The sequence below is a fragment of the Brevundimonas sp. CEF1 genome (genome assembly GCF_051353055.1).
GTDB lineage: Bacteria > Pseudomonadota > Alphaproteobacteria > Caulobacterales > Caulobacteraceae > Brevundimonas.
Map to the genome: position 1 here is coordinate 2,455,075 of NZ_CP195593.1, position 23,836 is coordinate 2,478,910.

Here is a 23,836-nt window from a genome sequence, read left to right on the forward strand (position 1 = left end):
GCCGATGCGAAAGGCCTAAAGATCAAAGACCAGTTGCGCCCGGACGCCGGGGTGCTCGGCATCGAACTGGACCGAAGAACGCAGGCCGCCGGCCATGGCGGACACGATCTTGGAGCCCAGGCCCGTGCCCTTGGGGACGCCGTCGCCCAGGCCCGGTCCGTCGTCCTCGACGGTCAGCATGGCGCGCCCTTCGGCGACCCCTTGCAGAACGACGCGGATTTCGCCGCCCTCGCCCGGCGCATAGGCGTATTTGACGGCGTTGGTGACCAGTTCGGTGACGATGACGCCCAGGGACACGGCCTGATCCGTCGTCACCCGCATGGGCTCGGCGCGCAGGGTCAGGCGCGGCGAGGTCTCGCCCCCTCCCGCACCAGGACCGACCGACTTGCCCAGTTCCTCGACCAGACCGATCAGATATTCGTCCATCGCCACCGTGGCGAGGTCGGACGAGGTGTAGAGGCGGCGGTGGACGTGGGCCACGGCCTCGATCCGCACCTGGGCTTCGCGCAGGGCCGAGCGGGCCCCCTCGTCAGCCAGCTGGCGCAGTTGCAGGGAGATGAAGCTGGACACCAGTTGCAGAGAGTTGCCGACGCGGTGATTGACCTCGCGCAGCATGGCCTCGGCGCGGTCGCGGGCCAGACGGACCTCTTCCTGGGCGGCTTCGTTCTCGCGTTCCAGGCGGCGGCGTAGAAGGGCGTCCTCGACGGCCGAGCGCAAGAGGGCGGTGAAGTCCTCGGACACGTCCTTGATGACATAGTCGGCGGCGCCGGCGCGCAGGGCGGCCACGGCGATGCGCCCGTCCTGGGCCCCGGTGACATAGACCACCGGCGGGGGGCTGGGCAGGTCGAGGATGTCGGGCAGGACGTCCAGCCCCTCGCGGCCCGGCATGTAGTGGTCCAGGGCGCAGACGTCGAACTGGCCCGCCTGCAGGGCGGCGTAGCCGGCGTCGGCGTCGGGGGCGCAGGTCACCTCATAGCCGTGACGGCCCAGCTCCTTCTGGACCAGCCGCGACAGGCCGCGATCATCGTCGATGTAGAGCAGGCGGATGGCGGCGTTCAAATCTCCGGCGCCTGCATGACGGACAGGAAGAGGCCCAGTTGCTGGATGGCGCCGGCGAAGGCTTCGTAGTCCACCGGCTTGGTGATGTAGACGTTGCAGCCCAGGTCGTAGCAACGCTGGATTTCCACCTTGTCGTCGGTCGTGGTCAGGATGACGACGGGGGCGCGGCGCAGGCGCTCGTCCGACTTCACCTTCTCCAGAATATCTGTGCCCGACATGTCCGGCAGGTTGAGGTCCAGCAGGATCAGCAGCGGCCCGTGGGCGCGCACCTCGTCGCTGAACAGGTAGTCGAGGGCCGAAGCCCCATGGTCGAAATGAACGATGTCGTTGGCGATATTGGCGCGGCGGATGTTCTTTTCGATGAGCTTGGCGTGGCCATGATCGTCCTCGACCATGACGATCTTCACGGAATGGCTCATAGATTGTCTCCCGCTTCCCCCGGCACGATCAGTCGTGTGGGGAATTTCAGATGGAATGTCGAGCCTTGTCCCAGCTGGGACTCCAGGGTGATGCCGCCGCCCAGACGGCGCACGCTGTTACGGACAAAGGCCAGCCCCAGACCCTCGCCCGGCAGGTCCTGTTTCCCAGCCCGGCGGAACAGTTCAAAGATGCGTTCGTGGTCGCGTTCAGACACGCCGCGCCCATTGTCGATGATGCGATAGTGAAGCCGCCCGTCGTCGGTCGTTTCGCCCTCGACGACGATCTGGATGGGCCGTCCCGGCTCCCGATACTTGACGGCGTTGTCGAGCAGGTTGCCGAAAATCTGCTCGATCGACAGGCGGTCGCTTTCCAGCGCGGGCAGGTCGCGCACGACGATCTCGCCGCCGGCCTCGCTGACCTGGTGGTGCAGGCTGTCGGCGATGGACTGGACCAGGTCGGTCATGGGCAGGACCTCGGGAACCAGGGCCCGACGACCTTCGCGCGACAGCTTGAGGATGGCGTTGATCAGCCGGTCCATCTTGGCGGTCGAGGCGCGGATGAAGCCGACGGCCTCGGGCACGTCCTCGCGCACTGCCCGGATCGCCTCGGGCTCGATGGCGTCGGGGTGGGTCTGGGCCAGGGTGGTCAGCTGATGGTCGAAGATCTTGCCGACCTGCTCCAGCTCGGAGGTATAGCCCATGACGTTGACCAGCGGCGACCGCAGGTCGTGGCTGACGATATAGGCGAAGCGCTGGATTTCCTCGTTGGCGCGGGTCAGCTCGGCGGTGCGGTCGAGGACCTGGTTTTCCAGTCCGGCGTTGACCCGGTCCAGTTCCAGATGGGCCGCCTCGATCTCCTCGACGTAGCGCCGCACCAGCCAGACGCTGATGCCCGCCAGGATCAGGATCAGGACGGCGGCCAGGGCGTTGACCGACACGGTCACCGCCGACGCCCGCTCGGACTGGCGGGTGCGCTCGACCAGACGCTGGGCCTCGATCGCATCGATGGCGGTCAGCTCGACCCGCATCTGATCCATCAGGCCCTTGCCCTGACCGCTGCGGATCAGGGACACGGCCTCGCCGATCCGGCCCATGCGGGTCAGGGCGATGGTGTTGTCCATCAGGGTCATGCGCTGCTGATACAGCCCCCGCACGCGCGCCAGCCGGGGGGTCAGCTCCGCATCGCCGTCGGTCAGGTCATCCAGCCTCGCCAGGACGTCGGGCAGTTCCGCCACGGCCCTGGCGTGCACGCTGAGATACTCGGGCCGCGCCGTCAGCATGAAGCCGCGCTGGCCGGTTTCGGCGTCGACCAGAAGGCTGAGCATGTCCTTGGCCGCCAGACGGACCTGCTGGCTGTGATCGACCGTGTCGTTATAGGTCGTCGTCCGCTGGATCATGACGAAGGTGGCCGCGTTCACCGCCAGCAACAGCAGGATGGCCAGGGCCAACAGGGCGATGATCGAACGACTGAGGGTCGGCGTGCGCAAGAAGGCGCCAAGGGTCCGCAGGGCCGGCCGAATTCGTTTCATGGGCGCCAGCTTATCGACCCAACCCCTTGAGTCCAGCCGTTAACCTCGAAGTCGATCAGACCGTGCCGACGGTGCGCAGCCGCGCCTTGGGGTGGACCTCGTTCTGGCTCATCACCACGGTCTGGCCCCGGAAGCGCTCGATGATCGAACGGACATAGGGACGGACCTGGGGGCCGGTCAGCAGGACCGGGTTTTCGCCCGCCATGGCGGCGCGCTCGAAGGTGTCGCGCACCCCCCGGATGAAGTCCTGAAGGCGGCTGGGAGCCATGGCCAGTTGCTTGTCCTCGCCGGGACCGATCAGGCTCTCGGCGAAGGCCTGTTCCCAGTCCGGCGACAGGGTGACGATGGGCAGGGCCCCGTCGTCGCCGCGATTGGCCCAGCAGAGCTGACGCGCCAGGCGGGTGCGGACGTGCTCGACAAGGGTGGTGACGCTGGTGGTGTGAGGCGCGGCCTCGGCCAGGCCTTCGAGGATGGCGGGCAGGTCGCGGATCGAGACCTTTTCGCGCAGCAGGCTCTGCAACACGCGCTGAAGGGTGGTGACGGTGACCACGCCGGGGATCAACTCCTCGACCAGCTTCTTCTCTTCGCCGTTCAGTTCGTTGAGCAGCTTCTGCACCTCGGCGTAGGACAGCAGCTCGGCCATGTTCTCCTTGAGGATCTCGGTCAGGTGCGTGGTCAGCACCGTAGAGGGATCGACCAGGGTGTAGCCGCGGAAGGTCGCCTCTTCGCGCAAGGATTCGTCGATCCAGGTGGCGGGCAGGCCGAAGGCGGGCTCGCGCGTATGCTCGCCGGGCAGCTCGACCTGACGGCCCGCCGGGTCCATGGCCATCAGCGACGACAGGCGCACCTCGCCGGCCCCGGCCTCCATCTCCTTGATGCGGATGGCGTAGCCCTGATTGGGCAGGCGCATGTTGTCGAGGATGCGCACGCTGGGCATGACGAAGCCGTATTCCTGGGCCAGCGAGCGGCGCAGGGCGCGGATCTGATCGGTCAGACGGCGGCCTTCCAGGTCGTTGATCAGCGACAGCAGGGCGTAGCCCAGCTCGATCTTGACCTCGTCGATGGTCAGGGCGGTGGAGATCGGCTCCTCGACGTCCTCCTTGGGCTTGGCGTCGACGACTTCAACCGGAGGCGGCTTGAGGCGGTCGCGGCCCAGCTTCCAGGCCATGAAGCCCGAGCCCAGGGCCAGGGCGGCGAAGGGGATCAGGGGCATGCCGGGGATCAGGCCGATCAGGCCCGCCGCGCCGGAGACAACGCCCAAGCTGACCGGGTTGCTGGCCAGTTGGCTGACCAGGGCCTTGTCGGCCGAACCCTCGACGCCCGCCTTCGACACCAGGAAGCCGGCGGCGACCGAGACGATGATGGCCGGGATCTGGGTCACCAGACCGTCGCCGACGGTCAGCTGGACATAGGTGTTGGCCGCCTCGCCCACCGGCATGCCGTGCTGCGTCACGCCGATCAGCAGACCGCCGATGGCGTTGATGAAGGTGATGATCAGGCCCGCCACGGCGTCGCCGCGCACGAATTTGGACGCACCGTCCATGGCCCCGAAGAAGGTGGATTCCTGTTCCAGCTCCTTGCGGCGCAGCTTGGCCTGTTCCTCGTCGATCAGGCCGGACGACAGGTCGGCGTCGATGGCCATCTGCTTGCCCGGCATGGAGTCCAGGGTGAAGCGGGCCGAGACCTCGGCGATACGGGTCGAACCCTTGGTGATGACGACGAAGTTCACCACCAGGATGATGGCGAAGATGATCACCCCGATGATGAAGTTGCCGCCCATCATCAGCTCGCCGAAGGCGTTGATGACCTGACCGGCGCTGTCGTGGCCCTCCTGGCCGTGGGTCAGGATCAGGCGCGTCGAGGCCAGGTTGAGGCCCAGCCGGTACAGGGTCGAGACCAGCAGGACCGTGGGGAAGATGGCGAAGTCCAGCGGCCGCTTCATCATCACGGCCGTCATCAGGATCAGCACGCTGGACACCAGCGAGATCGCCAGCAGCAGATCCAGAAGCATCTTCGGGATCGGCAGGATCAGCAGCATGATGACCGCGATCACGCCGACCGCCAGCCCCACGTCGCCGCGCAGCAGCCAGCCGAGCGCGTCGCGCCCGGTGGGGCGCGCGTAGCCGTCCTTCATCAGGACCGGCGCATCAACCATGGCGAATGGCGAAGATCATCCCGCCTGATGACAGGATTCGCGGGGTCTCAGCCATGCCCCAGCGCCTTGAGCGCCAGACGGGTCGCGTCGGCGATGACCGCTTCGCGCTGGGCGTCGGTCGAATCCCGCGTGGCGTGGAAATAGACGGCGATGACGATGGGCGCGCCATCAGGACGCTGGATCAGGCCGATGTCGTTGGTCGGGCCATAGCCGCCGGTGCCGGTCTTGTGCGCCACGGTCCAGCCAGCCGGGACGCCGGCCTTGATGCGGCCCTGCCCCGTCGGGGTTTCGGTCATCCAGCGCATCAGCAGGGCCTTGGAGGCCGCATTCAGCGGGGTGTCGGGCGAGACCAGCAGACGGCTGATGTTCTGCACCGACTGGATCGGGGTGATGGTGTCCTTGTCGCCGTCCGCGCGGTTCATCTCGGGCTCGAGACGGTCAACGCGGGTGCTGTCGTCGCCGATGCCGCGATAGAAGGCGCGCAAGGCGTCCAGCCCGCCCATCTCGCGGATCAGGATGTTGGCGGCGGGGTTGTCGCTCAGCTCGACCGTGGCCTGCATCAGTTGCTCGACGGTCAGGCTCGAGCCGACCGCCTTTTCCGTGGTCGGGGCATGGTTGATCATGTCGGCGGCGGTGATCGGGACGGCGCGATCCAGCCGCTCCTGCCCCGCCTGGACCCGCAACAGGGTGGCGGCGGCCAGATACATCTTGAAGGTCGAGCAATAGACGAAGCGCTCGTCGCCGCGCCAGGCGGCGTTGACGCCGCCGGAGGCGATGGCCAGACCCAGGCGGCCGCCGTGGCGGGCTTCCAGATCCGACAGGTCCAGATCCAGGGTTCCGGCGTCCTCGACATCGGCGTCCAGATCGGTCTCGGCCGACTTGACCTCGCGCGAGCAGGCGGCCAGGGCCAGCGCCCCGACGCCCAGCAGAACCGTCCGGCGATCGGCGCGCATGGCCCTAGCCCGCCGCGCCATAGGCGGCGGCGACGCCCGACTGAGGCGCCGGGATGGCCGTGCCCTCGTCGGCGTATTCGTTCAGCTTGTTGCGCAGGGTGCGGATCGAGATGCCCAGGATGTTGGCCGCATGGGTGCGGTTGCCGAGGCAGTGGTTCAGGGTGTCGAGGATCAGGGTCTTTTCCATCTCGGCCACGGTCTGACCGACGAAGCTGCGGGTCATGGCGTCGGCCATCTGGGCCGCGTGACCGGCGACGCCGGCGTCATAGACCGAGGCGGTCGGCGACGGGGCGGTCGAGCCGCCTTCCAGCAGGGGGCGGCCGTCGGGCAGACGGATGGCGTCCACATCGATCTCGGCGCCCGTCGCCAGCAGGACGGCGCGGTGCATGGCGTTTTCCAGCTCGCGCACGTTGCCGGGCCAGCGGTGCCCGGCCAGGGCGCGGCGGGCCTCGACCGAAATGGGGCGCGGCGGCACGCCGTTCGCGGCGGCGTATTTGCGGATGAAGTGGTCGCACAGGACGGCGATGTCGCCCGGACGCTCGCGCAAGCTGGGCAGGCGCAGGTTCACCACGTTCAGGCGATACAGCAGGTCTTCGCGGAAGGTCCCTTCGGCCACGGCCTTGGCCAGGTCGCGGTTCGAGGTGGCGATGATGCGGATGTTGACCGGCACCGGCTTGGAGCCGCCGACGCGGTCGATGACGCGTTCCTGGATGGCGCGCAGCAGCTTGGCCTGCAGGCGGGCGTCCATCTCGCTGATTTCGTCCAGCAGCAGGGTGCCGCCGTCGGCCTCTTCGAACTTGCCGATGCGGCGGGCCACGGCGCCGGTGAAGGCGCCCTTCTCGTGGCCGAACAGCTCGGATTCCAGCAGGTTGTCGGGAATGGCGGCGCAGTTGACGCTGATGAAGGGCTTGTCGGCGCGCTTGGACCCGGTGTGCAGGTGACGGGCCATCACCTCCTTGCCGACGCCGCTTTCGCCGGTGATCAGGATGGAGGCTTCCGAGCGCGCCACCTGGTCGGCCAGGCTGATGACGGCCTTCATCGCCGGGTCGGCCGAGATCATCGGACGCTCGTCGTCGGCCACGGCGGACAGGACGGCGGCGATCAGGTCTGCCTCGGGCGGCAGGGGGATGAACTCCTTGGCGCCGGCGCGGATGGCGTCGGCGGCTTCACGGGCGTCGGCGTCCACCCCGCAGGCCACGACCGGGACGTGGATACGCTCGGCGTCGTTTGCGGCGATCAGGGCGGCGATGTCGATGCGGTAGTCGACCATCATCAGGTCGGCCCCCTGCCCGCGCCGCAGTTGCTCGGTCGCCTGATCGGCGCGCTCGACGTGCTGGACCTTGGCGCCGTGCGCCATGGCCATCTTCACCGCCGTCGCCAGCTGTCCGCTGAGCCTGCCAACCACCAGAAGCCGCATGGGTCTTCTCCTCTTATTTCTGCATCAGATTCCGGCGGCCGATCAGGCGCCAGAATCCTCGGTCTTGATGATTTCCGTCATGGTCACGCCCAGGCGATCCTCGACGACGACGACCTCCCCGCGGGCGACCAGACGGTTGTTGACGAAGATGTCGATGGCCTCGCCGACCTTGCGGTCCAGCTCCAGCACGCTGCCACGGTTCAGCTTCAGCAGCTGGGCGACCGACATATGGGCCTTGCCCAGGACGGCCGAGATGTTGACCGGGACGTCGAAGACGGTGGCCAGGTCGGCGGCGGACTTGTCGCCGCCCTCGTCGGCGATGTTCAGGGCGGTGGAGTCGCCGAACTCTTCCAGGGCGAGATCGTCGGTGGCCATCAGAAGGCGCTCCTGTCGAGGGATTCAGCATGGCCGGCCTCGGCCGCGAGCGCGGCCTCCAGGGCGGCGGAGACGCGGGCGGCGACGCCCTCGGGATCGAACTCGGCGCGACCGTCGGCCCATTCCAGAGCAAATGCGGCGGCGGGGGCCCCGGCGTCCTCGCGGAAGGCGATCAAGCCGGTGAAGCCGGCGTCGGCGCACAGGGCCTCGACATGGGCGCGGGTCGCCTCGTCTAGACCCGAAGCCCGGACCAACAGGCGCGGCGAGGCGTCGATCTCCTGGGCCAGTTGCTCGATGGCGGCTTCCAGCGGGCGGCGCGGGAAGCGGTCGAAGGCGGCGGAGGCCAGGACGCGGGCGGCGGCGACCGACAGCTCGGCCGACTGGCGACGGTGGGCCTCGGCGATGGTGCTGAGGGCGCCCGCCGCATGGGCGGCGTGCTGGGCCAGGGTCGACAGGGCGTCGGCGCGCAGGGCCTCCACTTCGGCCAGGGCCTGCTGACGCGCTTCCAGACGGGCCTGAGCGACCAGGGCGTCGACCTCGGCCGGGGCGAAGGAGCGCTTGACCGGCTGCCAGGCCGAGGGGCGCACCACGTCGCCCGAGGCGTCGAACTCGGTGTCGAAGATGAAGGGACGGGCGGTGGAGGGAATGCCGGTCATGTCAGTAGATCAACTCGTCGTCGCCGCTCTGGCCGGCCAGCATGATGTCGCCGCGCGCGGCCAGGTCCTTGGCCACCTGGACCATGGTCATCTGGGCGGCGTCGACGTCCTTGAGGCGGACAGGCCCCATCGACTCCATGTCCTCGCGCATGATCTTCGAGGCGCGCTCGGACATGTTGGAGAAGAACATGTCGCGCAGGGATTCCGAGGCGCCCTTCAGCGCCAGGCCCAGCTGATCCTTCTCAACCGCACGCAGCAGGGTCTGCACGCCGCCGGGGTCCAGCTTGGACAGGTCCTCGAACACGAACATCAGCGAGCGGATGCGCTCGGCGGAATCGCGGCTGCGTTCCTCCAGGGCGCCGATGAAGCGGGCCTCGGTCTGGCGGTCGAAGCTGTTGAAGATGTCGGCCATCAGTTCATGGCTGTCGCGCTTGGAGGTGCGGGCCAGGTTGGACATGAACTCGGTGCGCAGGGTCTGCTCGATCTTGTCGAGGATGTCGCGCTGCACCGGCTCCATGCGCAGCATGCGCTGGACGCATTCCAGGGCGAAGTCTTCCGGCAGGGCCGTCAGCACGCGCGAGGCGTGGTCGGGCTTGACCTTGGACAGGACCACCGCGACCGTCTGCGGGTATTCGTTCTTCAGATAGTTGGCGAGGACGGCCTCGTTCACATTGCCGAGCTTGTCCCACATGGTCCGGCCGGCGGGGCCGCGGATTTCCTCCATCAGGGCGTCGACGCGGTCGCCCGGCATGAAGGAGGCCAGCAGGCGCTGGGTCTGCTCATAGCTGCCCATCAGGGCGCCGGCCCCGCCGATGCCCGAGACAAACTCGACCAGGACTTCCTCGACCACCTGAGCCGCGACGGTGCCGAGACCGGCCATGGCCTGGGAGACCTCCTTGATCTCCTCCTCGTCGAGTTGCTGCCACAGGATGGTGTGCTCTTCGCCCAGCGACAGCAGGACGACGGCCGCCTTTTCAGGCCCCGACAGCTTGCGGATGTCGTCGATCGCGCCCTTCTTGCTCACCAGACGGGTCATTAGCTTTCATGCACCCAGGAGCGGAGGATCGCCGTCGATTCCTCGGGGTGCGTGTCGACGAAGTCCGCGACCTTCTTGATCGAGGAGGCCTTCACCTGGCCCTCGATGCGGGCGATGTCGAGGCGCTGATCCATCTCGCTAGGACCGGCCAGCATCTGCGGCTGACCCGGCAGGACGCCGCCGACCAGCTGGGTGTCCAGCGGCGTTACCGGCAGGCCGTTGGCGCTGACCAGGGCGGGCGTCGCCGCCCCGCCCGTCGCGGCCTTCAGCAGCGGCCGCACGACAAAGAAGATCAGCAGGAAGCCGGTGATCACCAGGACCAGCAGTTCAATGCCGCGCATGATGTCGTTTTTGTCGAAGTTGAACATCGACGAGCCTTCGTCCGCGCCCGGCGCCGCCGAGGGCTCGCGATTGAAGCGGACGTTGACCACCTCGATCTTGTCGCCGCGCGTTTCGTCGATGCCGACGGCGGCGGCCACCAGGGTCTTGATCTGCTGGACTTCTTCGGCCGTGCGCGGGGCGTAGGTCGGCTCGCCCTTGCCGTCGGCGGCGGGGGTGTACTTGCCGTCCACGGCGACCGAGACCGACAGCTTCTTGACCTCGCCCGGTTCCTTGACCGTCGTGGTGGTGGTGTTGGAGATCTCGTAGTTGGTCGTCTCGGTGTTTTCCGAGTTGGTCGAGCCGATGGGCGTGGTGTTCGGGGCCGCGCCGCCGGGGATGTTGTTGGTGGCGGTGACGCCGCCGTCGGCCTGACCCGTCGTGTCCTGTGACTGCGAACCGTTGGTCGAGGTCGAGCGCACGACCTGGCCGTCGGGGTCGAACTTCTGTTCCTGGGTGGTCGAGCGGCTGTGGTCGATGTCGGCGGTGACCTGAACGCGGGCGGCGCCGGCGCCGACGACGCCCTCGACGATGTCCTTGATCCGGGTCTGCAGCTGGGACTCGGTCGTGGCCTTGGCGGCCTCGGCGTTGGCCGAGGTGAAGCCGGTGTCTTCCGAACCGGCGGCCAGGGTGCGATTGGACTGGTCCGTGACCGTGACCTTGTCCGGCTTCAGGTTCGGCACGGACGAAGCGACGACGTTGCGGATGGCGCGGACCTGATCGCCGCTGAGATCGCGACCGCCGACGCCCACGACCACGGCGGCGGTCGGGTCGGTGGCGGCGGCCTGGAACATTTCCCGGCGCGGCATGGTGATGTGGACGCGGGCCGAGGTGATGCCGCGCATCGACATGATGGTGCGCGACAGCTCGCCCTGCAGGGCGCGCTGTTCGTTCAGATTCTGCTGGAACTCGGTCTGACCCAGCACCGACTGGTTGTCGAAGATCTCGTAGCCGACGCTGCCCGAGGTCACGAGCCCCTTGCCCGCCAGCATCAGACGCGCCGTGCCCACCTCGTCGCGACTGACGAAGATGGTCGAGCCGTCGCCCTTGGACGAATATTTGATGCCGGCCTGGTCCAGGGCGGCGCTGATCTCGGAGGCTTCGCGCAGGTCGAGGTTGGAATAGAGCAGAGCGTCGGGCGCCTGACCTACACGCAGCATGACGGCGACCAGCACCGCGGCCACGCCCGCGGCGACGCCAAGCACCGCAGCCAGGCGGCCGATACCGAACTTCTGCAACGCCGCCGTGAAGCCGCCCACGCGTCCCCGCCCATCCACTGGCGGGTCGAACTGATCCCGCTAGGCAGAAACTGCCGCCTGGATGGTAAACGCGGCGTTAAGATGCGTTAAAGATTGAGGGAATCCGGCTTCACCTTTCCTCCCCATTCCATGGGGAGGTGGCGCGGCGGCGTAGCCGTCGTGACGGAGGGGGCGTCTCGACAGCTGATGTCTGCGCCGCCCCCTCCACCACTGCGTGGTCCCCCTCCCCATGGAATGGGGAGGAAAGAAAAAGGCGGCGCGCCTTTCGACACGCCGCCTTCTTCAGACTTCAATGCTTGAAAGCTTAAGCCGCCTTCAGCAGCTCGGCCTTCTGCTCGCCTGCCGCGCGGATGCGCGCTTCGGCGATGGCGTCGGCGATCAGGTGGGTCGGCTTGTTCTCGACCACCGAACGCTCGAGGATTTCCTCGAAGGTGTCCATCAGGCGCGACAGCTTGCCTTCGACCCAGGAGGCGTCATAGGCGCCGCCCGACTGGCGGGCGTTCATTTCCGAGGCGACGTTGATGATGCCGCCGCCGTTGACGACATAGTCGGGGGCGTAGAGCACGCCGCGCTTGAACAGCTCGTCGCCGATGTCGGCGGTGGCCAGCTGGTTGTTGGCGGCGCCGCAGACGGCCTTGACCTTGAGGCGGTCCAGGGTCTGCAGGTTCAGCGTCGCGCCCAGGGCGCAGGGGGCGTAGATGTCGGCGGCGACGTCATATATGGCGTCGGGGGCGACGATCTCGGCGCCGGTCTTGGCGGCGACGGCTTCCAGGTTGGCCTGATTGACGTCGGTGATGATCAGCTTGGCGCCGGCCTTGTGCAGCATCTCGGCCAGATAGGCGCCGACGTGACCCACGCCCTGCAGGGCGACGGTCAGGCCGGTCATGTCGTTCTGGTTGAACAGGCGACGGGCCACGACCAGGTTCGAGCGGAACACGCCCTCGGCGGTGACGGGGCTGGGGTCGCCCGAGGCTTCCGGGCCGTCCTTCAGGCCGAGGACATATTCGGTGACCTTGCGGGCCTCGGCGATGTCCTCGACCGAGGTGCCGACGTCTTCGGCGGCGTAGTAGTTGCCGCCCAGGCCGTTCAGGGCGCGACCGAAGGCGCGGAACAGTTCCGGCGACTTCTGGGTGCGGCTGTCGCCGATGATGACCGACTTGCCGCCGCCCATTTCCAGATCCGCGACGGCGTTCTTGTAGCTCATGCCCTTGGACAGGCGCAGCACGTCCTCCAGGGCTTCGGCGGCCGTGGCGTAGTTCCACATGCGGGTGCCGCCGACGGCGGGGCCGCGCGCGGTGGAGTGAACCGCGACGATGGCCTTCAGGCCGGTTTTCTCGTCGTGGAAGGCGTGGACGCCTTCATGGTTCGCGAAAGAGGGGGAATCAAACAGCGTCTTGCCCATGACAGGCCTTTCCTGGGGTATTTTTTATTGCGCGAGGAGATACGCCGCGCCCGCCTACAGAGCAAGCGTGTCGGTTTCGCGTCAGAGCCCCCTCTTGATCCCGCTCATCCCGGCGGACGCCGGGATCCAGTCAGAACTCCAAGCGGCGCCGTGGGAAAAACGCCGTTCTATCCAGCGCTCCGCTTGAGGCCAAAGCACTGGATCCCGGCGTCCGCCGGGATGAGCGGTGAAGCGAAGGTCAGCGGGCCGTGGGATCAGCCCTGAGCGCGGGCAGCACCGGTCCGGCGCCAGACGGCAGAGGCGCCGCCGCGTCGCGCAGCCAGGCCTCGACGTCGCGATAAACGACCTCGCCCTGCAGATCGCGGTTCAGGATGTGCCAGCCGTTCGGATAGTAGGCGGTGCGCAGGTTGGGCCGTTCGCCCGCCCGTTCCAGCGCCAGCCGCATCGGCCCCCTGCGCACGATCTGATCGTGGGCGCCGTAGAGCAGCAGGGTCGGCTTCTCGACCGCGCCCAGACGCAGGGACGCCGCCTCCATCAGATCGACCAGGCCGCTCATGGAATCGAAGCGGGTCGCGATGATGCTCTGCGGATCGCGGCCGTTGCGGATCAGCTCCAGCGTATTGTCCGAGGCGCGGATGTTGCGCACGGCGAAGGCTGGCGGCTCGACCGCCCTGTCGCCCATCAGGCGGGCGGCGGCCCACAGGCCCGCCCGATTGAACGGGCTCTGGCTGGACCAGCCCCAGACGCCGGGGGCCAGCAGGATGACACGGTCGGCGTCGGGCGGCGCCTCCCCTCCGAAGGCGGCGATGGTCGAGGAGCCGCCCATGCTTTCGCCCGCCACCACGATCAGGGCGCCGGGCCGTTCGGCGCGAACGAGCGAAACGATGGTGCGCAGGTCTGCGCTGGTCAGGCTTTCCGGCGCGAACTCGCCGCGATGGGGCGACAGGCCGAAGCCGCGCTGATCATAGGCCCAGGTCTCGATGCCGCGCGTCGCCCACCACGGCCCGGCCAGGCGGAAGGAGGCATAGTGGTCGTTGAAGCCGTGCAGGGCGACGATGACGGCCCAGGGCGGCTGGCCGTTCTCGGGGCTCCAGCGCAGATAGGGCAGACGCGCACCGTCCTGAACCACGAAGGCGCCCCGCCCTTCGGTCCCCGTCTCGATACGCGGGCCGTTGAAGCCGCCCGGCGGGGTCTGGGGGCCTTGCAGATGCGGCGTGGCGCAGGCGGACAGGGCGAGGGCGAAAAGCACCGCCTTTCCTACCCGCTCACCCCGGCGGACGCCGGGGCCCAGTTCTTTGGCTGCGCGCGCAACGCTGGCGAACATGGCTGCGATCAAATCCGAACTCTGCTTCATGATGTCCAAAGCACTGAATCCCGGCGTCCGCCGGGATGAGCGGACTTGAGAGCACTATCCGAGAATGCCTCGGACCCGTTCACGAAGGTAGGGCAGAACCTCGGCTTCGAACCACGGGTTTTTGCGCAGCCAGGCGGTATTGCGCCAGGACGGGTGCGGCAGGGGCAGGATGGCGGGGGCGTAATCGCGCCAGGCGCGGACCGTCTCGGTCATGGTGGCCTTGGCCCGGTCGCCCAGAGCCCACGCCTGGGCGTAGCCGCCGACCAGCAGGGTCAGCTCGACCTTGGGCAGTTCGGCCAGCAGGCGGGGCCGCCACAGCTCTGCGCAATGGCGCGGAGGAGGATAGTCGCCCCCCTTTGGGTCTGTGCCGGGAAAACAGAAGGCCTGAGCCGCGACGCCGAGGCGCGGATCGCCGTAGAAGGTCGCCTCGTCCACGCCCAGCCAGTCGCGCAGACGGTCGCCGGACGGGTCGGTGAAGGGCAGACCGCTCTCATGCACCCTGCGTCCCGGCGCCTGGCCGCAGATCAGCAGGCGGGTTTCGGGCGCGACCATGACCACCGGGCGCGGCGTGTGAGGCAACTGCCCCAGGCACGCCCGGCAGGCGCGGATCTCGGCCAGGACATCAGCCAGGGCCGACTCTGGGCCGGTTTCCGGCTCAGTCGAAGTCGTCATCCGATTTTTCGACGGGCGGCAGGGCCGCTAGCGCCGCGGCCGTCTCGGCCTCGGTCGGCAGGCGCAGGCGGATCACGCCCTTGAAGGCGTTGGGGTCGACCGCCTTGCCCTTCTTGGTGATGGTCAGCCTGCCCTGACGCATCAGGCCCAGGGCCGTGGCGCGCACCTTGGGCAGCATGCGCTGCCACTGCTCGGGCTGCAGTTCTTTCGCCACGTCCGAGGGTTCAATGCTCTTGCCGCCGACGTTCTTGGGATCGGCCTTGGCCAGTTTTTCAAAAATGGCCGCTTCGATTGGATCGTTCATCGGGTCTATATGCTGCAGCGCAAGATCGGAAAGAAGGCGTAATCGGCATGGTCGCGAAAATCACCATAACAGAAGGCGAGTTCGCCGGCTGGCAGACCTATGACCTGCACGACACCTTCGACGTGGTGGTGGGCCCCTTCTACGGCAAGCTGGACCCCGACGGCCACATGCGCTGCGCCTTCCGCGCCGAACAGAAGCACATGAACGCCGGCGGCCGAATGCACGGCGGCTGCCTGATGACCTTTGCGGACATCGCCATGTTCCAGATCGCCTATCAGGAGATGGAGGGGGCGTCCGGCGTGACGGTGCAGCTGGATTCCACCTTCATCGACGGCGCCTATGTGGGCGAACTGATCGAGGCCACCGGCCAGGTGACCAAGGCGGGCAAGAGCCTGATCTTCGTGCGCGGCCAGATCACCACCGGCGAGCGGCTGCTGATGACCTTCTCGGGCGTGATCCGCAAGTTCACGCCGCGCGGCTGACGCCGACTACTTGGACGGCGCGGCGTAAACCACTCGGCATTCACCATCGACCGTGGTGTAGCGGTTGTTGGCGGCGTCGACGAAGGCGATGCGGCCGCCGTCGTTGTACTCGACCTTGTCGGTCGAGCGGCCCTTGAAGGTCTCGACGCCATAGGTCCAGCAGGTGATGTCGGCGGGACGGTCGCTCCAGGTCGCGTCATTGCGCGCGCGTCGGCTGTCCGTACAGGCGGCGGCCGATGCGGCAAGACCGAGGACGAGGGTGATCGTGAGCGCTCTGTTCATGCCGCACAGCTTGGCATGACGACGGGCGTCGGAAAAGCCTTCAGACCCCGGCTTTCGCCGCCGGGCGGGCGCGGCAGGCGTCCAGCCAGCGCGCCAGATGGGTCAGGTCCTCCGGCGGGCGGTATTTGACCAGACGGGCGAAATCCAGACCCACGGCGGCGACGATGTCGGCGATGGTGAAACGATCGGCGGCGATGAACTCATGCTCGGCCAGTTGCCGGTCCAGCAGGCGCATGAACTTCTCGGCGCCGAGGCGGCTGTATTCCGCCACCTGGGGCTGAGGCGCTTCAAGGGCGGCGAGCGCCGGATGGCTGAAGCGCACGTTCAGCATCATGGGGTTGGCCAGGTAGATCTCGCAGCGGCGGGTCCACATCTCGATGACGGCTTGTTCCCTGGCGTCGCGGCCGAACAGGTTGGGCTCGGGATGCAGGGCCTCCAGATAGCGGCAGATGGCGATGGATTCCGAGAGGCAGGTCCCGTCGTCCAGTTCCAGGGCCGGGACGTGGGGCACGCCGACCCTGGCGCGATAGGCCGAGGTGCGATGCTCGCCCGCCAGCAGATCGATCTCGACGAAGTCGACGTTCTCGATGCCCTTCTCGGCCATGACCCAGCGGACCCGGCGCGGATTGGGCGCCCGATAGGAGGTGTAGAGCTTCATCGGGCGTTTCCCCCTCTGGATCAGGCTACTGGCCGAAGACCGAGGCCGGCATGGCCCCGACGATGCAGGCGGTCATCAGGGTGGCCAGGAAGCCCGCCAGCAGCGCCTTCCACACCAGGCCCAGGACTTCCTCGCGGCGCTCGGGCATCAGCACCGACAGGCCGGTGACGGTGATGCCGACCGAGCCGATGTTGGCGAAGCCGCAAAGCGCATAGGTCATCAGCATCCGGGTGCGCTCGGTCATCTCGCCGTCCGGCACCGCGCCCAGTTTGATGAAGGCGACGAACTCGGTCAGGGTCAGCTTGACCCCCAGCAGCCAGCCGGCCTTCTGCGCGTCGGCCCATTCCACCCCGATGAGCCAGGCCAGCGGCGAGAAGACCACGCCCAGGATGCGCTCGACGCTCAGCGGCTCGCCCCCGATCCAGAAGGCGCCCAGCATGACATTGGCCAGGGCCACCAGGGCCACGAAGACGATCAGCACGGCCGAAATGTTCAGCACCACCATCAGGCCGTCCGAGGTGCCCTTGACGATGGCGTCCACCGCGCTGTCGTATTTCAGGGCCGAGTTGTAGTCGGCGACCGCCCCGCCCTCACCCGGCTTCTCGGGGATGATGACGCGGGCCAGCAGAACGCCGGCCGGGGCCGAGACGATGGAGGCGACCAGGACGTGGCCCGCCGCATTGGTCAGGACCGGCGCCAGGATGGTGGCGTAGGCCACCATGGTCGAACCGGCGACGGTGGCCAGACCGACCACCATCATCAGGAAGACCTCCGAGCGGGTCAGCTTGTCCAGATAGGCGCGGATGACGATGGGGCTTTCGATCATGCCCAGGAAGACATTGGCCGCGACCGCCAGGGCCGAGGCCCCGCCCAGGCCCATGGTGCGCTGGAACAGGAAGCCGAAGCCCAGGGTGATCCATTTCAGGATCTTCCAGTGCCACAGCAGGGCCGACAGGGCCGAGATGACCAGGATCAGCGGCAGGACCTTGAAGGCGAAGGTGAACAGGGCGCCTTCGTTGGCGACGGCGTAGGGCTGATCCCCGCCCGCCAGATAGCCGAAGACGAACTTGGTCCCCTCCTCGGTCGCCAGCTCCAACCCCTTCACCGCGTTGTTGACGCCGTCCAGCACCACCTGCGAACCGGGAATGGCGAAGGTCGCCAGGATCAGCGCCGCCTGCACCAGCACCGCCCCGATGGCCAGTCGCCAGGGGAAGAGCCTGCGGTTCTCGGACAGGGCCCAGCAAACGGCGATGATGACGACCAGGCCCAGAAGGCTCTGCAGGTTCAGAAGGCTGAACATGGGAAAAGGCGGCTCCGCGAGCGACTGACGGCCGGAAGCCGCCTTTAAAACCTGCTTGAACGCCACCACGCGGCTTCTGGTCAAGTGCGCATGCGGCGTCCTGCCGCGTCAAAGCCTCGCCGCAGTCTAAACTTCGCCGTTATGCGAGCAGCCAATCACCGTTACGTCATCAACGGGGAGAGGTCGGATGCGCAAGGAACTGATCTGGGCGGCGGCGGCGAGCGCCCTGCTGGCGGGATGTCAGGAGGGATCGCGTCAGTACGCGGACGAGTCGGTGGACGTCGAACTGATGGAGGCGGCGCCCGCCGCGCCTGTCATGGACGCCGCCGCCTCCGCGCCGGCGGGGCCGAACAGCGGCGCCGCGCCGGTCGTCGCGCCCAGCATCGCCCCCAGTATCGCCTATGCCTATCGCTTCGGGCTGGAACTGCCGGCCGAGGCCGCGACAAGCCTCATGGCCAAGCACGAACAGGCCTGCATCGCCGCCGGACCTGCCGCCTGTCAGGTGATCGGCTCCAACTCCCGCCGTGTGGGCCGCGATTCCGTCGAGGCCCATCTCGAGATGCGGGGGACGCCCGCCTATGTCGCCCGCTTCCGCGCGGCGCTGGACGGCGAGGCCAAGGGGGCCGGCGGCCGCGTGGCCGAACAGGCCGTCGAGAGCGAGGACCTGACCCGGCAACTGGTCGACACCGAGGCGCGGATGCGGGCGATGGAGACCCTGCGCGACCGGCTGCAGCAGCTTCTGGCCACCCGCAGCGGCCCGCTGGAGCAACTGTTGCAGGTCGAGCGCGAACTGGCGCGGGTGCAGGGCGAACTGGACGCGACGCGCTCAGCCCTGGCGGTCATGCGGACGCGGGTGCAGACCTCGAAGCTGGACGTGAGCTATCGCGCGGCGGGGCAGTTGGCGCCCGACAGCGCGGCGCGGCCGGTCGTGGATGCGCTGAACTCGGCCTCCTACGCCTTCATGTCCTCGCTGGGAGTGCTGATCCTGTTCATCGCCAGCGTTCTGCCGATCCTGCTGGTCGGGGTTCCCCTGATCTGGCTGCTATGGCGTTGGCGCCGGACTGAGCGCGCCCGCAAGGCCGCCGAGGCGGCGCGCAAGAAAAAGGCGGAGGGTGAACCCTCCGCCTGATCGCCCTTCTTTCCTCCCCACGCGTGGGGAGGAAAGAAGGGCGCCGATCAGAGCTGGCCGCGGACCAGCTTGCCGTAGTCGTCCATCAGGGTCAGCGACAGCTCGCCCGGCGTGAAGCGGTAGTCGCCGATCTCGCTGACCGGGGTGACCTCGGCGGCCGAACCGGTGAGGAAGCATTCCGAGAAGTCCGCCAGTTCTTCCGGCAGGATGTCGCGGATCACCACCTCGATGCCCTTGGCCTGGGCCATCTCGATCACGGTCTGGCGGGTGATGCCGTCCAGGATGTGGTCGACGCGCGGGGTGTGCAGGGCGCCGTTCTGGACGAAGAAGACGTTGGCGCCGGTGGCCTCGGCGACATAGCCGCGCCAGTCCAGCATCATGGCGTCGGCGTAGCCGCGCTTCTCGGCCGCCGTCTTGGACATGGTGCAGATCATGTAGAGACCGCCGGCCTTGGCCGTCGAAGGGGCGGTGGCCGGGTCGGGGCGGCGCCACTTGGCCCACTCCAGACGGATACCGCGCTTCTTCACCTCGGGGTCGAAATAGCTGGGCCATTCCCAGGCGGCGATAGCCAGGTGGACCTTGCTGTTCAGCGACGAGACGCTGAGCTGTTCGGCGCCCAGATAGGCCACCGGACGGATGTAGCAGTCCGTCAGGCCGTTCTTTTCACAGGTTTCCTTGCAGGCGGCGTCGATCTCGGCCACGCTGTAGGGAATGTCGAAGTCCAGCAGCTCGGCCGAGCGCTTCAGCCGTTGGCTGTGCGCCGTCAGCTTGAAGATTTCGCCGCCATACATACGCTCACCCTCGAACACCGACGAGCCGTAGTGAAGGCCATGGGTCAGAACGTGCGTTTTCGCGTCCCTCCAGGGCACGAACGCGCCGTCAAACCAGATCCAGCCGTCACGATCGTCGAAAGGAACGAAGGCCATTGAATAACGTCTCCTCGGGATGTGGTCCGGTTACACTCTTCTCTCCCGCCGCCGTCAACGCCTTTGCGTTCGGCAGGATCGCCTAAGACATGACTGATACGCGCTCGAACGGCCGCTCCGGCCCCATCGCTGCTCCCGGCGCCGGCCGCCACCTGCTGGTCGTCGACGACGACGACAGAATCCGCGAACTGCTCAAAGAGTTCCTGACGCGCGAGGGCTATCGCGTCACGGGAGCCGCCCACGCGGGCGCGGCGCGGCGTCTGGTCGAACTGATCGAGTTCGACCTGATCGTTCTGGACGTCATGATGCCGGGTGAGAGCGGCTTCGACCTGACCAGCTGGATCCGCAGCCAGGCGACCCTGTCCAAGACCCCGGTCCTGCTGCTGACGGCCAAGGGCGATCCGAACGACCGCATCGAGGGCCTGTCGCGCGGGGCCGACGACTATATGTCCAAGCCCTTTGATCCGCGCGAACTGGCGCTGCGGGTCGAGGCCATCCTGCGCCGCACCGGCGGCAAGCCCATGACCCCGCGCGAAATCCGCATGGGGCCGGCGGTGTTCGACATGGAGCGGCTGGAGCTGACCCGCGACGGCGAGTTGCAACGCCTGACCGAGGCCGAGGCGCAACTGCTGAAGACCCTGGCCATCCACGCCCATTCGCCGGTCGAGCGCATGAACCTGTCGCCCGACACCGCCGACATCACCGGCCGCGCCGTGGACGTGCAGGTGACGCGCCTGCGCCGCAAGCTGGAGGCCGACCCCAAGAACCCACGCTATCTGCAGACCGTGCGGGGCGTCGGCTACATGCTGGCGCCGGACTGAGCCCTCGATGAGACTGCTGCCCTTCAACGTCTGGGCGCGGGTGATCAAGCGCCGTCTGCCGACCTCGCTATGGGGCCGGTCGCTGCTGATCATCGTCCTGCCGGTGCTGATCATGCAGGGCGCCGTGACCTGGGCCTTCTTCGACGCCCACTGGCAAGCCGTGACCGCGCGCCTGTCGGAAGGCCTGGCCGGGGACGTGGCCTGGGCGGCCGAAAGCTATCGCGACCAGCCGACGGCGCAGAACCTGGCCGTCATCGCCGACCGGGCCGAACGGTCGATGCAGCTTTCCATCGCGTTTCAGGACGGGGCGGTCCTGCCCGATGAACAGCGGCGCGGAGCGATCGGCGTGGTCGACCGCGTCCTGGAGAAAGCCCTGTCCTCGCGGCTGGACCAGCCCTTCTGGTACGACACCACACGCTATCCCGCCTATGTCGACATCCGCGTGCAGGAGCCGGGCGGGGTGCTCCGCATTATCGCGCCGCGCGAACGGGCCGTGGCGACCCAGGCCCATATCTTCGTCCTGTGGCTGACCATAGCGACCGTCCTGCTGCTGGGCGTGGCGGTGCTGTTCATCCGCAATCAGGTGCGCGCCATCGAGCGTCTGGCCGACGCCGCCGAGGCCTTCGGCCGGGGGGAAAGCGTGCCGCGCTTCAAGCCGCACGGCGCGCGCGAGGTGCGGGCCGCCGCCAGCGCCTTCCTGGACATGCGCGGTCGCATCCAGCGCCACATCGACCAGCGCACGGCTCTGCTGGCCTCGGTCAGCCACGACCTGCGCACGCCCCTGACCCGTCTGCGGCTGGAACTGGCCCTGGCCCCGCCCTTCAAGCGGGCCGAGGCCATGAAGGGCGATCTGGACGAGATGGAGCACATGATCGACGAATACCTGGCCTTCGCCCGAGGCGAGGCCGGCGAAGCGATGCAGTCGATCTCCGTGCCTGAAATGCTGCGCCGCGCGGCCGAGGACGCCCGCCGCGCCGGGGCCGAGGTCACGGTCGAGACGCCGGACGAACTGGACGCCCAGCTGCGCCCCCTGGCCTTCCGCCGAGCGCTGAACAACCTGGCCGGCAACGCCGCCGTTCACGGCGAGCATGTGCGCCTGTCGGCCCGCCCCCTGCCCTCGGGCGGACTGGAGATCGCCGTCGAGGACGACGGGCCGGGCATTCCGGACGACATGCACGAGGAGGCCTTCCGGCCCTTTTCCCGGCTGGACGCCTCGCGCAATCAGAACAGCAAGGGCGTCGGCCTGGGTCTGGCCATCGCCCGGGACGTGGCGCGCGGCCACGGCGGCGACATCACCCTGAGCCGCAGCGACCTGGGCGGTCTGAAGGCCTCGATCCGCCTGCCCGGATAAATCGCCGCGCCCCTCTGGCGTGACTGTAAAATCATCGCCATCTTGGGACTGTTCCAGGGGGGCCTGGATCAGGAGTCCGTATGATGCGTAATTTCACGTTTCTCGCACCGCTCACCGCCGCTCTGGCCCTCGCCGGCGCCGCTGCGGCCCAACCCTCCGCCGTCGTCGTCACCGTCAGCCCTGACTTCGCCAAGACCGCCGAAGAACTCGGCCAGCGCGACGTCCAGCAACAGGTCGACGACCTGACCGCCAAGGTCACGCGCGTCCTGACCGAGCGTCACGCCCTGGACGGCGCCCGGATCGAGCTGACGATCACCGATCTGAAGCCCAACCGGCCGACCATGCAGCAGACCGCCGCCAAGCCGGGCCTGGACCCGCTGCGCAGCATCTCCATCGGCGGCGCCGCCGTCGAGGGCACGATCACGACCGCCTCGGGCGAGGTGCATCCGGTCAAGTACGACCACTACTCGAACAATCTGGCCGACGTGCGCGGCTTCAGCACCTGGCAGGACGCCAGCACCGCCTTCAACCGGCTGGCGCGCAACCTGGCCGACGGGCGCTACGTCACCCGTTAAGGCTTAACCGCTGAGTTCGACGGACTTGGCCACAGCCGCCTGAACGGCGCTTTCGACCGCCCGGTCGAGGGCGCCGTTTGCGTTCAGGGCCACCAGGCCGGCCTGGGTCACGCCGCCGGGCGAAGCCACGCGGTCGATCAGGGCGTCCAGGGCCTCGGCCCCCTCCACGCCCGCCGCGGCGGAGCGCAGGGTGGCGCGGGCCAGCCGCACGGCGGCCTCTGGCGTCAGACCTTCCTCGACCCCGGCCTGGGCCAGGGCGCGGGTGAAGGCGAAATAATAGGCAGGGCCGCAGCCGGATACGGCGGTCGCGGCGTGCATGGCGGCTTCTTCGTCCAGATGGACGGTCTCGGCGATGGGCGCGAACAAGGCCTCGCCCACGGCGCGGGCGACGGCGTCGCCAGCCCAGATGGTCGCCACGCCCTGGGCCTGAGCCACGCCGGTCGTCGGCATGATGCGCACGACGGAGCGGCCGCCGAAGCCCTCGGAAATCGTCTCGCCCCTCACCCCGGCCATGACCGAGACGATGACGGCGTCGGGCGCTAGATGCGGCAGGACCGGGCGCGAGGCCTCGAACCACTTGGCCGGCTTGACGCCGATGACGAAGGCGCGAGCCTCCGCCAGCGTTTCCAGCGGCGGATTGATCCGCGCGCCCAGGGCCCGCGCCGCCTCGGCGGCGGGCTTTTCGGACGGGGTCAGGATGATGAGATCGGCGGGATCGACCGCGCCGGTCTTGAGCCAGCCTTCGAGGATGGCCGAGCCCAGCCGCCCCACGCCTTGCAGGACGACAGGGCGGCTCATCACGCGGTGCCGACGGTTTCGAACAGGCAGGCGTCGATGGCTTCCTGCGCCTTCTTGGAGCCGCGCACCATGAAGTCGAAGGCGGGGTAGTAGCGGTCGGCCGCCTCGATGGCGGCGTCGATCATGGAGGCCGCCTGGGCCAGGGTCGGACGTTCGCTGTGCGGCAGGGCCAGGGAGTGACGGAAGACGATCTCGCCCTCGTCCGGCCAGACCTCGAAGTGACCCAGCCAGGTGCGCTGGTTGATCATGGCGACCAGTTCATAGGCGGCGGCGCGGCGCGTCTTCATGACCCGCAGGTCGAGCGCGCAGCAAAGCTGAAGGCAGTCCCCCTCGGGCCGCCAGGCGAACCACAGCTCATAATCCTTCCAGTCGCCCGCCAGGGCGAAGGCCAGGTCGCCGTCGTCCGTGCGGTCGAACGGCAGGTTCTCCGCGTTGAGGACATGCTCCACGACATCCAGAGGGTCGTAGGGAACGTCGACCTCTTCGGGCCGGGCTGCATCCATCAGGGGTTCACAATCTTAACTCGAGGGGTCGCGACTCACGACC

25 protein-coding genes are annotated in these 23,836 nt (G+C 68.0%); 5 read left to right on the forward strand and 20 right to left on the reverse strand.

The features are described from left to right. Window positions 1-15 precede the first annotated feature (15 nt). The 14 genes from ACR9FL_RS12505 to ACR9FL_RS12570 all read right to left on the reverse strand — a co-directional run bounded on the left by ACR9FL_RS12505 (window position 16) and on the right by ACR9FL_RS12570 (window position 14,968). Window positions 16-1,059, reverse strand: a complete 1,044-nt coding sequence (locus ACR9FL_RS12505; RefSeq protein ID WP_436355821.1) for a sensor histidine kinase — start codon at window positions 1,057-1,059, stop codon at window positions 16-18. Next, window positions 1,056-1,478, reverse strand: a complete 423-nt coding sequence (locus ACR9FL_RS12510; RefSeq protein ID WP_296174630.1) for a response regulator — start codon at window positions 1,476-1,478, stop codon at window positions 1,056-1,058. The genes ACR9FL_RS12505 and ACR9FL_RS12510 overlap by 4 nt, the downstream gene beginning before the upstream one ends. Further along, window positions 1,475-3,007: a sensor histidine kinase gene (locus ACR9FL_RS12515; protein ID WP_296174632.1), complete on the reverse strand. Its 1,533-nt coding sequence runs from the start codon at window positions 3,005-3,007 to the stop codon at window positions 1,475-1,477. Before ACR9FL_RS12515 ends, ACR9FL_RS12510 begins: the two co-directional genes overlap by 4 nt. A gap of 55 nt (window positions 3,008-3,062) precedes the next feature. After that, entirely contained in the window at window positions 3,063-5,141 is a 2,079-nt protein-coding gene (gene flhA / locus ACR9FL_RS12520) for a flagellar biosynthesis protein FlhA (protein WP_436358157.1), read from the reverse strand. 68 nt (window positions 5,142-5,209) lie between these two features. After that, window positions 5,210-6,115, reverse strand: a complete 906-nt coding sequence (gene bla / locus ACR9FL_RS12525) for a class A beta-lactamase (protein ID WP_436355822.1) — start codon at window positions 6,113-6,115, stop codon at window positions 5,210-5,212. Window positions 6,116-6,119: 4 nt separating this feature from the next. After that, window positions 6,120-7,532 carry a sigma-54-dependent transcriptional regulator FlbD gene (flbD, locus tag ACR9FL_RS12530; protein ID WP_436355823.1) on the reverse strand — a complete coding sequence of 471 codons (1,413 nt, stop codon included), beginning with the start codon at window positions 7,530-7,532 and terminating at the stop codon, window positions 6,120-6,122. Window positions 7,533-7,574: 42 nt separating this feature from the next. Further along, the gene (fliN, locus tag ACR9FL_RS12535) at window positions 7,575-7,907 is read right to left on the reverse strand and encodes a flagellar motor switch protein FliN (RefSeq protein WP_105563903.1); all 333 of its coding nucleotides are present in this window, start codon (window positions 7,905-7,907) and stop codon (window positions 7,575-7,577) included. Beyond that, window positions 7,907-8,563 (reverse strand): flagellar assembly protein FlbE, encoded by a 657-nt coding sequence (locus ACR9FL_RS12540; RefSeq protein ID WP_436355824.1) that lies wholly within the window; start codon window positions 8,561-8,563, stop codon window positions 7,907-7,909. The genes fliN and ACR9FL_RS12540 overlap by 1 nt, the downstream gene beginning before the upstream one ends. Window position 8,564: 1 nt before the next feature. Next, window positions 8,565-9,599 (reverse strand): flagellar motor switch protein FliG, encoded by a 1,035-nt coding sequence (gene fliG / locus ACR9FL_RS12545; RefSeq protein WP_369831556.1) that lies wholly within the window; start codon window positions 9,597-9,599, stop codon window positions 8,565-8,567. Beyond that, on the reverse strand, window positions 9,599-11,236 hold the full coding sequence (gene fliF / locus ACR9FL_RS12550; RefSeq protein WP_436355825.1) for a flagellar basal-body MS-ring/collar protein FliF: 1,638 nt from the start codon (window positions 11,234-11,236) through the stop codon (window positions 9,599-9,601). Before fliF ends, fliG begins: the two co-directional genes overlap by 1 nt. A gap of 304 nt (window positions 11,237-11,540) precedes the next feature. Then, window positions 11,541-12,638 carry a Glu/Leu/Phe/Val family dehydrogenase gene (locus ACR9FL_RS12555; protein WP_296174648.1) on the reverse strand — a complete coding sequence of 366 codons (1,098 nt, stop codon included), beginning with the start codon at window positions 12,636-12,638 and terminating at the stop codon, window positions 11,541-11,543. Window positions 12,639-12,876: 238 nt separating this feature from the next. Further along, window positions 12,877-13,887, reverse strand: coding sequence for an alpha/beta fold hydrolase (locus tag ACR9FL_RS12560; RefSeq protein ID WP_436355826.1), 1,011 nt, complete (start codon window positions 13,885-13,887; stop codon window positions 12,877-12,879). Between the two features lie 159 nt (window positions 13,888-14,046). Continuing rightward, window positions 14,047-14,664, reverse strand: a complete 618-nt coding sequence (locus ACR9FL_RS12565; protein WP_436355827.1) for a uracil-DNA glycosylase family protein — start codon at window positions 14,662-14,664, stop codon at window positions 14,047-14,049. After that, entirely contained in the window at window positions 14,648-14,968 is a 321-nt protein-coding gene (locus tag ACR9FL_RS12570) for a DUF3253 domain-containing protein (RefSeq protein WP_436355828.1), read from the reverse strand. The genes ACR9FL_RS12565 and ACR9FL_RS12570 overlap by 17 nt, the downstream gene beginning before the upstream one ends. 47 nt (window positions 14,969-15,015) lie before the next feature. On the opposite strand from ACR9FL_RS12570, the gene ACR9FL_RS12575 reads away from it, so the two are divergent. Continuing rightward, a complete protein-coding gene (locus tag ACR9FL_RS12575) occupies window positions 15,016-15,450 on the forward strand; it encodes a PaaI family thioesterase (protein WP_296174657.1) in 435 nt (144 codons plus the stop codon). Window positions 15,451-15,456: 6 nt separating this feature from the next. Here ACR9FL_RS12575 and ACR9FL_RS12580 read toward each other — a convergent pair whose 3' ends face one another. The 3 genes from ACR9FL_RS12580 to ACR9FL_RS12590 are packed head-to-tail and all read right to left on the reverse strand — an operon-like array spanning window position 15,457 to window position 17,690. Continuing rightward, window positions 15,457-15,732: a hypothetical protein gene (locus ACR9FL_RS12580; RefSeq protein ID WP_436355829.1), complete on the reverse strand. Its 276-nt coding sequence runs from the start codon at window positions 15,730-15,732 to the stop codon at window positions 15,457-15,459. Between the two features lie 40 nt (window positions 15,733-15,772). After that, window positions 15,773-16,390, reverse strand: coding sequence for a glutathione S-transferase family protein (locus ACR9FL_RS12585; protein WP_296174661.1), 618 nt, complete (start codon window positions 16,388-16,390; stop codon window positions 15,773-15,775). A 25-nt stretch (window positions 16,391-16,415) separates the two neighbouring features. Then, complete coding sequence (locus tag ACR9FL_RS12590; protein WP_296174662.1) at window positions 16,416-17,690, reverse strand: NupC/NupG family nucleoside CNT transporter; 1,275 nt, start codon at window positions 17,688-17,690, stop codon at window positions 16,416-16,418. A gap of 187 nt (window positions 17,691-17,877) precedes the next feature. On the opposite strand from ACR9FL_RS12590, the gene ACR9FL_RS12595 reads away from it, so the two are divergent. Continuing rightward, complete coding sequence (locus tag ACR9FL_RS12595; protein WP_436355830.1) at window positions 17,878-18,819, forward strand: DUF4349 domain-containing protein; 942 nt, start codon at window positions 17,878-17,880, stop codon at window positions 18,817-18,819. Window positions 18,820-18,866: 47 nt separating this feature from the next. Here ACR9FL_RS12595 and ACR9FL_RS12600 read toward each other — a convergent pair whose 3' ends face one another. Next, window positions 18,867-19,745, reverse strand: a complete 879-nt coding sequence (locus tag ACR9FL_RS12600) for a branched-chain amino acid aminotransferase (protein WP_296174666.1) — start codon at window positions 19,743-19,745, stop codon at window positions 18,867-18,869. Between the two features lie 89 nt (window positions 19,746-19,834). Between ACR9FL_RS12600 and ACR9FL_RS12605 the strand changes: the two genes are divergently transcribed. The 3 genes from ACR9FL_RS12605 to ACR9FL_RS12615 all read left to right on the forward strand — a co-directional run bounded on the left by ACR9FL_RS12605 (window position 19,835) and on the right by ACR9FL_RS12615 (window position 22,492). After that, window positions 19,835-20,566 carry a response regulator gene (locus tag ACR9FL_RS12605; protein ID WP_296174667.1) on the forward strand — a complete coding sequence of 244 codons (732 nt, stop codon included), beginning with the start codon at window positions 19,835-19,837 and terminating at the stop codon, window positions 20,564-20,566. A 7-nt stretch (window positions 20,567-20,573) separates the two neighbouring features. Continuing rightward, on the forward strand, window positions 20,574-21,917 hold the full coding sequence (locus tag ACR9FL_RS12610) for an ATP-binding protein (protein WP_296174669.1): 1,344 nt from the start codon (window positions 20,574-20,576) through the stop codon (window positions 21,915-21,917). An 83-nt stretch (window positions 21,918-22,000) separates the two neighbouring features. Continuing rightward, entirely contained in the window at window positions 22,001-22,492 is a 492-nt protein-coding gene (locus ACR9FL_RS12615) for a hypothetical protein (protein ID WP_296174671.1), read from the forward strand. Window positions 22,493-22,495: 3 nt separating this feature from the next. On the opposite strand, the gene ACR9FL_RS12620 is transcribed toward ACR9FL_RS12615, so the two are convergent. Together ACR9FL_RS12620 and ACR9FL_RS12625 are read right to left on the reverse strand one after the other, a co-directional pair. Beyond that, a complete protein-coding gene (locus ACR9FL_RS12620; RefSeq protein ID WP_436355831.1) occupies window positions 22,496-23,290 on the reverse strand; it encodes a pyrroline-5-carboxylate reductase family protein in 795 nt (264 codons plus the stop codon). Then, entirely contained in the window at window positions 23,290-23,793 is a 504-nt protein-coding gene (locus ACR9FL_RS12625) for a YbjN domain-containing protein (RefSeq protein ID WP_105563919.1), read from the reverse strand. Before ACR9FL_RS12625 ends, ACR9FL_RS12620 begins: the two co-directional genes overlap by 1 nt. Window positions 23,794-23,836: the final 43 nt, after the last annotated feature.